Below are 15,278 nucleotides of genomic sequence, written 5' to 3' on the forward strand. Positions count from 1 at the left end.
CGCGCCCGGCATAGATTCAGGCACGGCGCGCGACGATCACCCGGCTCTTCGGCATCAACTCGTTGAACGAGCGATGCATGGCCTGTGCCCCCGGCAGTTCGAGAAACCGCGTCCAGGTTTCCGACCAGCTCTCGAGCAATGGATGATAGGGCGGTTTGATCTGGTCCAGCGTGGGCACATCACCGGCTGCCTGCCCCTGGGCGGCCCAGTAAAAGCTCATCCACATGAACCAGTAGAAACCCCATTGCCCGCGGCTCTCCACCACGAGTCCGCAATCGACGACGAGGGCCTCGAGTTCCGCCGGCTCGATGATACGCACATGGTTCGGCGGTGCAAAATAGGCGGCCGACGCGAACGGCATCTGGAACGTTTCGCAGGCAGCATCGGGAACGCTGATCAGGTATTTCGCACCCGGCTTGCCGACGCGCACGAGCTCCATGAGCAGCGCCCGCGGATCGTCGACGTGCTCCAGAACCTCCGTCGCGATGACCCGGCTCATCGAGGCATCGGCGAACGGCAGCCTGTCGCCACGCACGACATGACCTGCATGACGAGTCAGCCCGCGCTCGTCAAGGTGCCGCCCGAGCGCACGTATCTTGTCGGGATCGATGTCGCAGAAATCGACATGGGCGCCCTGTTGGGCGCAGAACGTCACGGCCAGCCCGTCGCCGCAGCCGACATCCAGCACGGTGTCGTCCACACCCACCGCGAACCCGCCGAACAGTTCGCCGGCAGCGGCGTTGCACCAGCCGCTGCGCACCATGTCGGAAAGACCACTCGCCCGCGGGTCGGCACGCAGGTTTGCGCCACGCAGGAGCGCGGACTCGCGCAGTGAAAACAGCAGGCGCCGCAGTTTGTCGCGAAGAAATGTCCCCACCAGCCCGGACCTGGCCGGAAAGTGCTCGCCCACCACTGCGCCAGACGCCCCGGGCAGCTGCGGCTGATGGTCTGCATCCTGCAGGCTTCGGGCATGCGCGCGGAAAAAATGCAGCAGCTTCGCCCGCGCCACATCCTGCGAACAATGCCTGCGCTGACGCCCGCGCGCCTGCTGCGACATACGCCAGTACGCGGGCGGATCCAGCAGACGCAACTCGCGACTCGCAACGTAGGCCGACATCAGCGACTCCCACTCCGGACGATGGCGCCGTGTGCGCAGCATCTCGCGCAAATCCTGCGGCCAGTTGCACCACTCGGGAAAAGCCCGCACGACGAAACCACAGGTGTCATCGAGATAATCGAGCATGGCGGTGTGTCCGGGAGCGATGGCGGGCACACCCGCCGACATGAATTCCATCAGCGGCAGGCACTGCCCCTCTCCGAGCGAGGAGTTCACGATGAAATCGCTGCCCCGGACCAGCTGCCCGTACTGCTCGTCATCGAGGAATGCGTGCACGACGAGAATACGCGCCAAACAGCGCGGCAGACGCCTCATCGCCAGGAGCACCTCGGCGATGGCCTCCTCGCGGTCATGGTGCACGAGCTTCAGGACCAGGGTGCAATCGGCCTTGTCCCGGAACGCCCAGCAAAATGCCGTAACGAGATCTTCCCAGTTCTTGCGCCCGTCCATCGGGCAGAATATTGCGGTATAGACCACGCCGTCGAGCGTCAACTCCTGCTCTCGCGGCGCGCAGGCACGCAGCAGTTCGGCATCATCCGCGCGCAAATCGTCCACCCGACTGTCGAGCACGGCCCCTTGCACAACGAGCTTGCGCGCGGCGCCGGGCTCCTGCAGCGGATCGCGGGCGGCGGCGCAGGTGTACCTGTCCCACACCGGCGCCGGTATGGAGACGATCGGGAAATCGGCGCGAATCGAACCGCGCACCGAGCTCACGGCGAATTCCGAGTGGGTGATCGCGCGGCCGTGGAGAGCAAGTATTCTCGACCAATCCGTTTCGCGGTCATGGCGCCAGCTCTCGTCGGGAATGCTGTCGTATTCCCATGCGAATACCGGCACGACCGGGCAGCGCAGTCCCATCGGAATGCGGTGCGGCGGCGAGAACGCGAGCAGCACGCAGTATTCACCGCGTGCGGCACACTGGCTGTGCCACACGTCTGCCTCGGTGTGCGGATCGCGCAGTTCCACGACCGTCCCCAACGCCTGCAGTACCGGCACATAGGATCGCAGCACGAAGTAATAGCTGTAGTCCTCCTTGCCGAGATCGCCCTCGATCGTCTCGGCGGCAAAATTCGCGTGCACGAGAAACATCATCTCGCCGGCTCCTCGTGGCCCGAATCGGCGCCGCGGTCATGGACCGCGCTCTCGCGCTCCCCGCCACCAACGAACGCCCGCATCCGACCCAGTACGCTGTCGAATCCGCAATAGCGGCGCATGCGGTTCATTGCGGCGTCGCCCATGCGCCGGTACGCCTCGGGTTCGCTGCGCAACAGTTCATGGCTTCGCCTCAACGCCAGAACCACCGACTGCGGATTCACCCGGTATTGCAGCGTGCGCAACACCTCCCGCTCATCATGCGGCCAGATACACGGCTCGACGCTCGCATCGACTGTTATCGAGTTTGCATCGTCGAGGTAATCGCAAAGGGAGGTGTGACGCGGCGCGATGGCGGGCTTCCCGCAAATCATGAACTCCATGATGGGAATGCACAGACCTTCGGCCTTGGAGACATTGACATAAAAGTCGGTGCGCGCAATCAGGTTCCTGTAGTTTTCGCTGTCGAGAAATCCATGTATCAGGACGATATTGCAGGCAAACGGCGGCATGCGCTGCAACAGGTGATGGAATTCAAAAAGGTAACTGGACTGCGAATGGTGCGTCATCTTGAGAACCAGCGTCGCATCCGCGCAATCGGCGAAAGCCATGCCGAATGCGGACACCAGCAGTCGCCAGTTCTTGCGGTCATCGCAGGGATTGAGAACGCTGGTGTAGACCACACCCTCGAGCCTCGCACAGTGCCGCACGTGTGCCGGTGCAAGAGAGCGCAACAGCGCCTGGCGCGAGCCGAGGGGATCGGACAAGGGGCGAATCAACAGACTTCGCAGGCCGATTCCGAGCAACCGGGGGTCACCCGGCTCCCCGACCGGGCACAGCCGGACTCCGATAAATCCGAAAATCTGGGCGGGTTCCGCGAGATCGAACTCGAAGTGGTACATTTCGACCACGGACGACAGCACGACTTCTCTCGTCTGTTTGCCGAGATAGACGGCAATCCGGCTGCCGGCATTGAGGCCGAAGCCGCACAATTCAATCTCCACGGCCACACGCCCGGTCACCGGCCGGGGCAACATGACCCACGGCGCCTCGGCGGAGGACCAGCTTCCCCAGTCATCGGGAGCCCAGAAACCGTGCAGCAAGGGGCCGTCGGATGAGCCTGCGCAAAAATCCAGGGACACGGGAGCCGCGGGCACCGTGGTGCCCTCGGCACGACGCACGCTCAGCCCCAGCAAGCCGATGCCGAGCGTGCGCTGGTCCGTCCCGTCGGGCGGGTGCATGACATCGATGCCCGTTATTACAAGCAGACGCGCCGGATGCGACAGGCTGAACGTGAACGAATGTGTTTCGTCACGGTCGCCGATACGCAGCACCTGGAATTCGCTGCCGATCCCGATCAGCAATGGACGCCCCTGGTTGGTCCCGTAGGCGCGTGCCACTATCTCGATGGTGACATCGCCGTGCAGCAACCACGGCAGCACCACCGAGACCTCGGCATTGCGCGACCAGGCACCCCAGGGTTCGGGAGGAAAAAAGCCGTCCAGCGCACCGGTGCCCGGCGCGTGCAGGCGAAAATCGAGCGTTTGCTCCGAGCCGTCCCAGACCTCGAACGTGAACGAGGACAGCGGACGTTGGCTGTGAAACGAATCTGCGCCCACAACGAAATCGCGCGTGCTCAGCAATGCGCCGTCGACCACGATGCCGGCGGTGAGTGCACTCTCCCCGCGACACATCGCCTGCGCCGGCGCCATTCGCTCCCAGATCGGCACCGGCACCGCCAACACCGGAAAGTCTTCGCCCATGGCTGCCTTTACCGCGCGCAGCGCGTGTTCCGACAGGGTGATCGCACGACCGCAGCGCGCCAGCGGGTTACGCCAGTCATTGTCCGGATTGCCGCCCCACACCTCGTCGGGAATACGCTCGAATTCCCAGGCGAACAGGGGAATGACCGGACAAGCAGCGGGACGCGGCATATTGTGCGGCGCCGTAAACGCCACCAGCACGCAGTCCTGGCCGTTCGCACGATGCTTCGCGTAGAGTTCGTCCGCCTCGGCGAGCGCGTCCTCGATCACCGTGACGGTACCCAGCTGTTCGAAGACCGAACGGAATTCCGCCAGCAGAAAATAATAGCTGTATTCGGGTGCACCGAGCGCACTCCCGATGTCGCGGGCGTTTATGCGCGAGTAAAGCAGGAACTGCATGGTCACGGCTCACCAGCCACGCTCGCGAAACTCCCCGTGGGCGCCAGCCAGTTGCAGCCCACGAACCGCGGATACTCGACATTCATGACGTGAAAGATCAGCGCCCGATCTCTCCACTCATAGGTGCGGTCGATGTGCGAGTCCGAGCGGGTGAGCGCGGCAGAGACCGAATAGTGCCCCTCCCCGATATTCATCACGAAACCCAGACGGAACACGTGCTCGGTACCAGCCGCGAGATGGCCTATCGGAATGGTCAGCCGGTGGCTGTTTATCCCGAAGATCTCCTGTCCCAGCCGATCCTTCACCAACACTCCCACGACCAGCGAGGGCAATTCGACATGCACGCGGATGCGCACGCAAATCGACACCTGCTCACCGACTTTCGCGGCATCGCTCGACCTGCCCGCGGAATTCTGCAGCGTAACCGAGACGATCGTCGCCTCTCCGGTGCCGGATACGGTCTGCTCCAGGCCCTGTGCGTTCAGTTCACGGCGGATCATGGCAAAGGTGCGGTCGGCCATCAGTGCGTGATAGTAATCCATGACCACCGCAGGTTCGCCCTGCTGATGGAGTCGCCCTTCATGCAGCAGCAGGGCGCGATTGCAAAGGGACTGTATGGAATGCCGGTCATGGGAAACGATCAGCAGTGTGGTGCCTTGCTCGCGGAACTGGCGAATCCGCGAAAAACTCTTGTGCTGGAAGTACGCGTCCCCTACCGACAATGCCTCGTCGACTATCAGGAGTTCCGGGCGCCGCGCGGTCGCCAGGCTGAAAGCGAGCCGCATCGCCATGCCACTGGAATAGATGCGCAAGGGTTCGTCGAAATACGCGCCTATTTCGGCAAAATCCTCGATTTCCGGCAGTAATTCATCGATTTCCGCGCGCCCCAAACCAAGCAGTTGCCCGGCAATCAGCACGTTCTGCCTGCCGCTGAATTCGGGATGGAACCCCATGCCGAGTTCGAGCAATGCCGCCACTCGCCCCTGCAGGCGGACCGAACCTTCCGTCGCGCCCGTGGTACCACAGATGATCTTCAGCAGAGTGCTCTTGCCTGCGCCGTTGAAGCCGACGATCCCCAGCGCCTCCCCGGCAGCCACCTCGAAGCTCACATCGCGCAACGCCCATGTGAGCTGGTGCCGGGGGCCCGCGAAAGGCAGCAGCCACTCTCCAAGCCGCGACCAGTGATTCGGGTAATGCCGGTAGGCTTTGCCGACGCTCCGGGCCTCGACGGTGATGCTCATAGTTCGTCCACCATTTCAAACGAACGCCGCCTGAACAGCATCAGCGCCAAAGCAGCGAGAACGATCGCCAGCAGCAACGGGGAAACCAGACTCGACCAGTCGGGCCACCCGGTGCCCAGGGCGATGCCTTGTTGCGCGCTGATCAGCGGCGTCAGCGGGTTGGCCCTGACCAGGGACGCGATACTTTCCGGCAGGATCGATATCGGGTAGACGATGGGGGTAAACCAGAACCAGAACTGCAGCAGGATCGTGAACAACTGCCCCGCATCCCTGAAGAACACATTCAGCACCCCGATGATTATTCCGAGACTCGTCGCCAGCAGGCACACCACGGCGACAACCGGCAGCATCGCCACGAGAAATGCACCGGGAAAGCTCCCGAGGACCAGCAGAAGCAGCAGGAACAGCGCGGATATGATCGCGTAATTCATCCCCGCGTTGAGTACCACGATGACCGGCAGACAGATGCGGGGAAAATTCATTTTCTTGATCATGCCGGCGTTGTCGAGGAACATCGACATGCTTCGCTGGATGATTTCCGCAAAGAAATTCCAGGCGAAAATTCCGGCACAGAGATAGATTCCGTACTCGAAGGTCCCCGAACTGCCCGGCAGGCGAGCCTGCATGATCTGCGAAAACACCACCGTGTAAATGATCACCATCGCGAGCGGGTTGATCACCGCCCAGCCCGCGCCGAGCAACGAACTGCGGTATTTCGCGACGAACTCGCGCTTGACGCTGCCCGCGATGAAACCTCGAAAGCTCCATGCGGCTCGAACCAGTTGCATCAGCACGCGGTTGCTCCAAACGCCGAAAGTCCGGAATTGTAACAGCCCGAAAAATTGCGGTCACCGACGCCCGATGTGACTTTCACACCACAACTTCCCCGAGCAGCTCGCAATACAGCGACTGGTAGGCATCGATCATCCGTCGGGCGCTCAGCGTGGTCGCGACGCGCTGGCGCCCGGCAAGACCGAGTCTCTTGCACAACACATCGTCGCCCTCGAGTTGCAGCATGGCGCCGCGCAGAGCAGCAGGGTCATCGGGAGCGACCCACAATCCGGTCTCTCCCGGCACGTTTACAAAATTCATCCCGGAGTCGATATCGACACTGATCACCGGCCGGGCGCAGGCCATGGCTTCGAGCAACGCCACTCCATAGGCTTCCGAGCGGACATTCGAGGGAAACACCATGGCCCTGGACAACTCGAGCAGCGCCCATTTGTCGGCATCCGCGATGCGCCCGGCAAACTGTACATTCCCGGCACCGAGCCGCTCGGCAAGGGCGCGCAGCCGCGGCCCCTCGGGACCGTCCCCGGCAATCACCACCCGCAGCCCGGTGCCCGCCACCGCGTGCAACAGCACCTCCAGGCCCTTGTAGTAGCGCAACACGCCGACAAAGAAAAAGAAGCCTTCCCCCACCTGCGAACGCCACGCTTGCAACCGCGCGGACTGTGCGCGCTCGACACGTGCTGCATCTATTCCGATCGGAATGACGCGCACCCCTGGCGCGAACTCGCCGAGCAGCGCACTGCCACGCATATAGGGCTCGGACGTCGCGACGATACGGTCGACCGAACGCAGGAATCGGCGCATGAGGGGAGCATAGATGCGCCCGAGCAGGCGTTGGCGCACGATATCGGAATGGTAGGTGAGCACCGACTTCGGGCGCGGGTGCCCCGCGACCAGGAGATGGAGAATATCCGCGAACGGCCATGGGAAATGGTAATGGACAATGTCCGCCCAGCGCGCCCAGCGCCGGAATGCACCGAGTCCGCACAGGAACACGTTACAGGAGGCGACTTCGAACAATTCGGGCACGCGGCAGACGCGCACCCCATCGACCTCGACTTCCTCCACACATCGCACCTGGCGCGAGGGACAAAACACCACCACATCGAAGCGATCGCGCGCAAGCCCGCTGGCAAGCGTGCGAATCACATCCTCGAGCCCACCCTGGGTATCGGGAAAGTAGGTACGATAGACGTGCAGGATTCGAATCATCGATTGGCGACACGGTTTGTTGCCCCGCGCTTCGCAACTGGACACGAATACGGCGAAAAACGGCTGTGCGAAGGCAAGTTTCGATGGATCCCGCATCCTTCCCGGATGGTGGCCGCGGCGAGGCCGGTCATCTGCGCAACGCCTTGAACCAGACGGAATACGGTTGGTAGAGCCACCACTTGAGTGGCACGCGCCCGTAATGCCTGCGCACCACCTGCATCGCCTCGCGGTAGTGAAGCCGGCGGTTGTTGCGCGTTTTCGTCCAATCGTGCTCGCGGTTCACCGCCAGCACGGAGTCGACGTAACGAAACGGGCCTGCATGCCGGTAAAGACGCCACCACAAATCATAATCCATTGCCATGTGCAGTCGCTCATCGAGCCCTCCCACCGCGTCCCACGCGCTGCGGCGTATCAGCGTCGCGGGTTGCGCAATGAAACAGCGCAGCGCAAGCCGACGCTCGTCAAACGATTCAACCCACACCTTGCTGCGTCTGCCATCGCGCTGGCGTTGATTCCACGCCTGACCGTATGCGACCGGCGCCATGGGGTTTCCCTGCAGTGCATCCACCAGCGTGCGCAGCGCACCGGGCAACAACAGGTCGTCGCTGTTCAGCCAGCACACGAAGGGTGCCCGCCCGCGATCGATGCATTCGTTGATCGCGGCCGATTGCCCCTTGTCAGCGTGACTTCTCCAGCCCGCCAAATGCCCTTCTCGCGACTCGATGATACTGACGGAGGCGTCAGATGAGCCCCCATCGGCAACGAATACCTCGGCCGGAACATCCTGCATGAATATCGAGTCGAGCGCCTCGCCCAGGAATTCCGCCTGATTGAATGAGGGCACTGCCACTGTTACCAGCGACTCCCGGGGTGTGCCGATCATCCGTAGCGGTTCAGGAAGTCGCGGTAGGCAAGCGCAATTCCCGCCTCGAGCGAGGTCGACGCACGCCAGCCAAGCCCCGCCATGCGACTGACGTCGAGCAGCTTGCGTGGCGTACCATCGGGCTTGCTGGCATCGAAGACGATATTTCCCCTGAACCCGACCACGTCCATGACCGTCTCGGCCAGCTCGCGGATACTGATATCCGCACCGCACCCTATGTTGAACAATCCGTCGTCGATTTCATGCTCCATCAGGAACACGCAGGCATCGGCCATGTCGTCAACATACAGAAACTCCCGGAGCGGCCGACCCGAACCCCAGACCACGAACTCGCTGTCTCCGCACAGCTTTGCCTCGTGTGCCTTGCGAATCAGCGCAGGCAGAACATGACTCGTTTCGAGGTCATAATTGTCAGCGGGACCGTAGAGATTGGTCGGCATTGCCGCCACGTAACGGGTGCCGTACTGCCGGTTATAGCTCTCGCAAAGCTTGATACCTGCGATCTTGGCGATCGCATAGGGCTCGTTGGTATGTTCCAACGGGCCGGTCAGCAAATAGTCCTCTCGAATTGGCTGCGGGCAATCGCGGGGGTAGATGCAGCTGGAGCCGAGAAACAGCAGGTGCCGGACGCCGCTGCTCCATGCGGCCTGGATTATGTTGCTCTCGATCATGATGTTCTGGTACAGAAATTCGGCGCGGAAGGTGTTGTTTGCCAGTATGCCGCCAACCCTGGCGGCAGCGAGGAACACATGGTCCGGGCGCTCGTCCCGGAAAAAACGCTCCACCGCCGCCTGGTCGACGAGGTCGAGTTCCGCATGCGAGCGCAGGATCAGGTTTTGGAAGCCGGCAGACTGCAATCGCCGCACGATCGCCGAGCCTGCCATGCCCCTGTGACCGGCCACATAAATACGCATGTTTTTGTCCACTGCATTCACTCGTGATGATCGTAGGTCGAATACCCGTGCTTGCGCACCAGTTCGTCACGCTCGGCACTCTTCAGATCCTCGCGAATCATTTCCACCACCAGATCGTTGAAACTGGTCCGTGGTGTCCAGCGCAGTTTTTCGCGCGCCTTTGTCGAATCGCCAAGCAGGGTGTCGACTTCGGTTGGCCTGAAATAACGCGGGTCAACCCGAACGATGACCTTGCCGCGCTGGTCCGCGCCCGTTTCTTCCGTTCCGCGACCCGACCAATTGAGGCTAAGACCCAGCTCGGCGGCTGCCGCATTCACGAAGTCCCTGACACTGTGCTGTATTCCGGTAGAGATCACGTAATCCTCGGCACTTTGCTGCTGCAGCATAAGCCACTGCATCTCGACATAATCGCGCGCATGCCCCCAATCGCGCAGCGCATCGAGATTGCCGAGGTAGAGGCAGTCCTGGAGCCCGAGCTTGATACGTGCCAGTGCGCGCGTGATCTTGCGCGTGACGAAGGTCTCGCCGCGGATCGGCGATTCGTGATTGAAGAGGATGCCATTGCAGGCATACATGCCATAGGCTTCGCGGTAGTTGACCGTGATCCAGTAAGCGTAGAGCTTGGCAACCGCATAGGGACTGCGCGGATAGAATGGCGTGGTCTCCTTTTGCGGCACCTCGCGCACCAGTCCGTACAGTTCGGAACTGGATGCCTGGTAAAAACGCGTTTTGCTCTCCAGGCCCAGCAGGCGAATCGCTTCCAGAATGCGCAGCGTGCCGAGCCCGTCGGCGTTGGCCGTGTACTCCGGGACTTCAAAGCTCACCGCGACATGGCTCATCGCACCGAGATTGTAGATCTCATCGGGCTGGATCTGCTGGATCACGCGGATCAGATTGGTCGCGTCCGTGAGATCACCATAATGCAGGAACATCCTGCGCTCCGTTTCATGCGGATCCTGGTAGAGATGATCGATACGATCGGTATTGAGCAGCGAGGCGCGCCGCTTGATCCCGTGCACCTCGTAACCCTTCTCCAGCAGCAACTCGGCCAGGTACGCCCCGTCCTGCCCGGTAATGCCCGTGATCAGCGCCTTTTTCATCAATTCCCTTCCTCCCCGATTCGCGCCACTGTGCGGCTCATTCCATGACGGCGCGCAAACGCCGGATCTGTGCGTTGACCATGTCCTGCACCATCTCGTCGAATCCGAGGGCAGGGCTCCACCCGAGACTGGCATGCGCCCGGGCGGGATCCGCGACAGTACATACGGTCTCCAGCGGACGCGCCAGTTGCGCATTCGTGACCACGTGATCGCGCCAGTTCAGCCCCACGTGCCGGTACGCGAGTTCGCAGAGATCGCGCAGGGTGTGCAATACGCCCGTGCCAACCACATAGTCGGCAGCCTCGGATTGCTGCAGGATCAGCCACATCGCGCGCACGAAATCACGCGCGTGCCCCCAGTCCCTCTCGATATCCAGATTGCCGAGCGCGAGCTTGCCGTTCTCGACGATAGGGCTGCCGAGTTCGTTGAGCTCCGGAGAATCCCTGACACCCAGGGCAGCGCACGCAGCGCCATAAGCGATTTTCTGGGTCACGAAATGCAGCGGTCTGCGCTCGCTTTCGTGGTTGAACAATATGCCCGTCGCAATAAACAAACCGTAGCTTTCCCGGTAGATGCGCGCCATATGGTGCGCGTACACCTTGGCGGCCGCATAGGGATTCTGCGGGTTGAACGGCGTGGATTCGTCTTGCGGAGCGCTCGACGCGCGGCCGAACATTTCCGATGAGGAGGCGTGGTAGACGCGGCATTCCGGACGCACATGACGCACAGCCTCGAACAACCGGATCGCTGCCAGACCATTGATGACCAGCGTCTCCGAAGAGCGCGCCCAGGATTCACCCGGGCGCGATTGCGCGGCAAGATTGTAGATCTCGTCCGGACGCGCATCCTGCACCGCGGTGGCGAGATCCACGCCCTCGGCCATGTCGCCAAACAGCACCTGTATGCTGTTGCGAAGATGGCTCGCGTTGTTCTGGCGGAACCAGCTCTCGCGCCGTGCAAGCCCGTATACCGTGTATCCCTTTTCGAGCAACATCTCGGCCAGATAGGATCCGTCCTGACCGGTGATTCCGGTAATCAATGCCGTGGGCACGACTCGCTCCTCCTGGGCGTAGCAGCCGCCTCCTCGTACAGGGCCAGAAGATCACCCGCTCCCTTGCGCCAGTCGAAACGCGCCGCTTGCAGGCGCGATTTCCGGCCCATGGTTTCTCGTCGTGCAGGATCACCGGCCAGGTGCAGCATTGCCGCGGCCCAGGCCTCCGTGTCGTCACTGGGCAGCAGTTGCGCTGCCTCGCCGGCGACTTCCGGCAACGATGAATTATCCGCAACCAGCGAAGGCGCGCCAAACTGCATTCCCTCGAGTATCGGCAAGCCGAAACCTTCGAACAGCGAGGGGTACAGGTTCGCGTGACAATGCCGGTAGAGCCATACCAGTTCCTGATCCGAGACATAGCCCGTCAGGATCACTCGGCCCGCAACCCCGCGCTCCTCCAGGTAACGCGGGAAATCATCCATGCGCCAGCCCGCGCCCCCGGCAAACACCAGTGGCATCGGCGGGCCTCCGCGCCCAAGGTACTCGCAATAGGCATCCACCAGCCGGCGCTGATTCTTGCGCGGCTCGATGGTGCCCACACACAGCCAGAATCCTCCTTCCGCAACGCCCTGCAGGGCCGCCGGACGCTGGGCGGCTGGCACCTCGTCGACAAAGCGCGAGCAGGGAGGTATCACGCGGATCCGATCCGCCGGAAAATGCGGAAAAGTGGCGAGATAGTGATCACGCGATGCCTGCGAAATCGCCACGATCCAGTCAGCCGCCAGCGAGGCACGAAACACGCCATCAAAGCAACCCACGCGATTCTCCTCGGTACTCCAGGCGGGGGTCAGCAGAAACCCCAGATCGTAAAGCGTGTAGACGAGACGGCTCGAATGCAGTTGCAGCGGGCACCAGAAATTATTGGCATGCACGATCTGTGGCGCGCCGAGCGCTGTCTCCAGTTCATCCGAGTTCCAGAACCGTGCCGCCGCCTCGCGTGTGAGGTGCCGCGGTCCGTAGCTGCTGCGCGCCGACGCGTAGGGATTGACCATCGGCATGCGCGCATCGAAGTAGAAGTCGCCAAAGTCCGGATAAAACGACCAGCGGTGATCGGCCCCGTGGTCGAGAAGGGCGCGGGCGAGCGCATGCGCGTAATAGCCGCAACCGGCCTTGCTGCTGCCGGTCTGCGACACATCAAACCCGATATGCATGCCGACTCCACTCCACCATCGAAGCGCGCATTCCCCGGCTCACACTCCGGTTCCAGCGCAGCGAGGTCGCGCAGGCATGCCACGCCAGACACAGCAGGAACAGCCGCGGGCGCCGGGTTCTGTCGATGCGCGGCTCCACCACCGCGTGAGCGTAATTGAAGAGCCAGCGATCGGGTACCCGGCCGAGCAGCCGTTTCATGACACTGTTGATCTCGCGATGCACCGCGACCCGTGCGCCGAGCGTCTTGTTCTCGCCGTACATGCGCGAGCCCGCCAGCTTGCTCTCGAGATAGTGGAATCTTGCCCCTTGCAACCCGAGCCGCATCCAGTACTCGTAGTCCATGCAATAGTGCAGATTGTCATCGGGATACCCGTATCTCTCCAGTACGCTGCGCCGCATGAACAGCGCGGGCTGGCAAATGAAGCAGGTATCCTGCAGGCGCGTCAGATCCCACGGCTCGGTCGGATAGGCCTCGAATGCCCGGTCATTCTCGTCGATGTGATCCGCCATCCCGTAGACGACATCGACTTCCGGGTGCTCCTCGAATACTTCGAGCACGCGTTTTATTGCTCCCGGATAATAGACATCATCGGAATTCAGCCAGCCGATGATCTCGCCTGCCGCTTCGCGCAGGCCCTTGTTGAGCGCATCAGTCTGTCCGCGATCCGGCTCGGACCGCCAGCGCACCGGAGGATCAAAATCGCGCAGAACCCGCACCGTCTCGTCCTTGCTGCCACCATCCATTACCAGATGTTCCAGACCGTCGATATCCTGGTGGGCCACGCTCACCAGGGTTCGTTCGATGAACCGGCCCTGGTTGAACGAAGGCGTGACGATACTGACTTTCACCCTTGTGATTCTCCCCACAGAAGGTCGCCGTCACCATCGTCGCGGCGTACGGAACAGTGTTTCAGCTTCAATGTGAGTTCGCGCGGATCCTCTCCATGACCACAGAGAGCCGGAACGAACGAGGGCTTCAGACACACATCGAGCAGCCCATCACTCACCGGAACGCTCCATAGCCGGGACTCCCCGCGTCGAAGGCGGATATGCCTCGCGTGGCTCATGCCACTACGGACACGCAATTCCACATCCACGCTCTTGTGGGGAATCCAGTCAGGAACCACCAACTCCATGCGCAATTGCACATTCTCGCCGGGTGCGACCACATCAAGTTCCAGTTCGTTGCCGACCCAATTGTCAGCGTACACTCCAACGAGTTGACTCGCGGTTCGCCCCAGTGACATGGCTTCGCCAAAACACACCAGATAGTCATTAGCCATCTGCCGCGTGTCCGAATAGCCGGCAGCGCGCAATCGACCCGCCCTCACCAGGTCTTCGGCGACCGTTGCGTCGGTCGCCAGCAGCAGGATCGCGTCGGCAATTTCCCGAACCGATCCGGGATCGAAGAGTATGGCCGCCCCTGCCGCCACCTCGGGAAGCGACGTGGCATTGCTGCACGCCACCGGAACACCCGCGTCCATGGCCTCGAGTACCGGCAGGCCGAACCCTTCGTACAGCGAGGGAAAAACCATACCCAGGCTGCCGCGCATCAATGCCGCCAGCTCCGCGGTGCTCAAATAGCCGGGAAACAGAATTCGCTCCTGCAAGCCCATGGTGCGTGCCGCATTCATCAGGAAATCGCATCGATCCCCCGCGGCACCCGTACAGACCAGACGAACGTCGGCGGGTAATGCGCCCGACGCCGCCACACCGAACGCTGTCAGCAGCAATTCATGGTTCTTGTGCTTCCAGAAGTTGGCCGGGTACACCAGATAACGCGTGCCGCCCAGGCCGAGCCGCAACAACAGCGAGGGATCCCCGCTGGCCGCGTCACCGAGCCTTCGGGCGAGACGATGGGGAATCGTCCGGATGCGATGCTCTCCGAGCTTCCCATGATGAATCGCCGATCGACGCGTGTATTCCGATATTGCCACGAGTCTGGTTGCCTCCCGGCAGGCGGTGACGAACGCGTAATCACGGTGTGCCACCTCCTCGGCAGCAAAAAACTGCGGGTAGGATTTGTATTGAAGGTCGTGGATGGTACTCACCGCAGGGACACCCGGCACCGCGTAGACTGTTGCTCCAAAGGGACAGAATAGAAGGTCCGCACCCGATTCGCGCAGCAGGCTGCGCCCGTGCGGCCGCTTTTGTCTCCGGCGCAGGCAAGCGCCCATGCGGACTACAAGATGCTTAACTCTGGTTGGAAGATAGGGTAACAACCGTTTCCAGGCCTTGAATACCAGAGAGTCGGCAACGACGCCCCGGGACTGTTCCAACACTTGCAGACGCTCGATATTGGAAGCGTCGAGCCCCGCCAGTTCACCGTGTGACTCGGCCCGGGTGAGCAACACGAACTTCCAGCACGGCGCGAGCCGCCCAAGCTCCGGCAACAGCTCGCAGACGAACACCTTGGCACCGCCATTTCCGCCGCCAGGAAGCAACGGCGTGACATCGACCGCAATCACGGCTTCATTCTCGAGGGGCGACTGCCCGTCGCCGCGCCGGATTCCGGAGCATAACGGCAGCACCTGCTTCTGCATTACCATCGGGACCGGGCTG

At 62.0% G+C, this 15,278-nt stretch carries 12 protein-coding genes; all 12 read right to left on the bottom strand.

Annotated features, from left to right (window positions below):
- Positions 1–16: 16 nt before the first annotated feature.
- The 12 genes from IPF49_20710 to IPF49_20765 all read right to left on the bottom strand — a co-directional run bounded on the left by IPF49_20710 (position 17) and on the right by IPF49_20765 (position 15,259).
- On the bottom strand, positions 17–2,209 hold the full coding sequence (locus IPF49_20710; protein MBK6290015.1) for a methyltransferase domain-containing protein: 2,193 nt from the start codon (positions 2,207–2,209) through the stop codon (positions 17–19).
- Positions 2,206–4,371 (bottom strand): hypothetical protein, encoded by a 2,166-nt coding sequence (locus IPF49_20715; protein MBK6290016.1) that lies wholly within the window; start codon positions 4,369–4,371, stop codon positions 2,206–2,208. Before IPF49_20715 ends, IPF49_20710 begins: the two co-directional genes overlap by 4 nt.
- 2 nt (positions 4,372–4,373) lie before the next feature.
- Entirely contained in the window at positions 4,374–5,606 is a 1,233-nt protein-coding gene (locus IPF49_20720) for an ABC transporter ATP-binding protein (protein MBK6290017.1), read from the bottom strand.
- A gap of 2 nt (positions 5,607–5,608) precedes the next feature.
- Positions 5,609–6,406 (bottom strand): ABC transporter permease, encoded by a 798-nt coding sequence (locus IPF49_20725; GenBank protein MBK6290018.1) that lies wholly within the window; start codon positions 6,404–6,406, stop codon positions 5,609–5,611.
- 76 nt (positions 6,407–6,482) lie between these two features.
- On the bottom strand, positions 6,483–7,616 hold the full coding sequence (locus IPF49_20730) for a glycosyltransferase (protein MBK6290019.1): 1,134 nt from the start codon (positions 7,614–7,616) through the stop codon (positions 6,483–6,485).
- Positions 7,617–7,743: 127 nt separating this feature from the next.
- The gene (locus IPF49_20735) at positions 7,744–8,499 is read right to left on the bottom strand and encodes a glycosyltransferase (GenBank protein MBK6290020.1); all 756 of its coding nucleotides are present in this window, start codon (positions 8,497–8,499) and stop codon (positions 7,744–7,746) included.
- Positions 8,496–9,413 (bottom strand): GDP-L-fucose synthase, encoded by a 918-nt coding sequence (locus IPF49_20740; GenBank protein ID MBK6290021.1) that lies wholly within the window; start codon positions 9,411–9,413, stop codon positions 8,496–8,498. The genes IPF49_20735 and IPF49_20740 overlap by 4 nt, the downstream gene beginning before the upstream one ends.
- Positions 9,414–9,430: 17 nt before the next feature.
- Positions 9,431–10,513 carry a GDP-mannose 4,6-dehydratase gene (gmd, locus tag IPF49_20745; GenBank protein MBK6290022.1) on the bottom strand — a complete coding sequence of 361 codons (1,083 nt, stop codon included), beginning with the start codon at positions 10,511–10,513 and terminating at the stop codon, positions 9,431–9,433.
- 37 nt (positions 10,514–10,550) lie between these two features.
- Positions 10,551–11,564, bottom strand: a complete 1,014-nt coding sequence (locus tag IPF49_20750) for a GDP-mannose 4,6-dehydratase (protein ID MBK6290023.1) — start codon at positions 11,562–11,564, stop codon at positions 10,551–10,553.
- Entirely contained in the window at positions 11,549–12,715 is a 1,167-nt protein-coding gene (locus IPF49_20755; GenBank protein ID MBK6290024.1) for a glycosyltransferase family 4 protein, read from the bottom strand. Before IPF49_20755 ends, IPF49_20750 begins: the two co-directional genes overlap by 16 nt.
- A complete protein-coding gene (locus tag IPF49_20760) occupies positions 12,699–13,565 on the bottom strand; it encodes a glycosyltransferase (GenBank protein ID MBK6290025.1) in 867 nt (288 codons plus the stop codon). The genes IPF49_20755 and IPF49_20760 overlap by 17 nt, the downstream gene beginning before the upstream one ends.
- Complete coding sequence (locus IPF49_20765; protein ID MBK6290026.1) at positions 13,562–15,259, bottom strand: glycosyltransferase family 4 protein; 1,698 nt, start codon at positions 15,257–15,259, stop codon at positions 13,562–13,564. Before IPF49_20765 ends, IPF49_20760 begins: the two co-directional genes overlap by 4 nt.
- Positions 15,260–15,278 lie beyond the last annotated feature (19 nt).

The organism is Gammaproteobacteria bacterium, assembly GCA_016705365.1.
GTDB lineage: Bacteria > Pseudomonadota > Gammaproteobacteria > Pseudomonadales > UBA5518 > UBA5518.

Excerpts from the sequence above, each read along its gene's own strand:
- IPF49_20730 (MBK6290019.1), bottom strand. The coding sequence starts at position 7,616 with ATGATTCGAATCCTGCACGTCTATCGTACCTACTTTCCCGATACCCAG.
- gmd (MBK6290022.1), bottom strand. The coding sequence starts at position 10,513 with ATGAAAAAGGCGCTGATCACGGGCATTACCGGGCAGGACGGGGCGTAC.
- IPF49_20710 (MBK6290015.1), bottom strand. The coding sequence starts at position 2,209 with ATGATGTTTCTCGTGCACGCGAATTTTGCCGCCGAGACGATCGAGGGC.
- IPF49_20740 (MBK6290021.1), bottom strand. The coding sequence starts at position 9,413 with ATGCGTATTTATGTGGCCGGTCACAGGGGCATGGCAGGCTCGGCGATC.
- IPF49_20765 (MBK6290026.1), bottom strand. The coding sequence starts at position 15,259 with ATGCAGAAGCAGGTGCTGCCGTTATGCTCCGGAATCCGGCGCGGCGAC.
- IPF49_20735 (MBK6290020.1), bottom strand. The coding sequence starts at position 8,499 with ATGATCGGCACACCCCGGGAGTCGCTGGTAACAGTGGCAGTGCCCTCA.
- IPF49_20755 (MBK6290024.1), bottom strand. The coding sequence starts at position 12,715 with ATGCATATCGGGTTTGATGTGTCGCAGACCGGCAGCAGCAAGGCCGGT.
- IPF49_20715 (MBK6290016.1), bottom strand. The coding sequence starts at position 4,371 with ATGCAGTTCCTGCTTTACTCGCGCATAAACGCCCGCGACATCGGGAGT.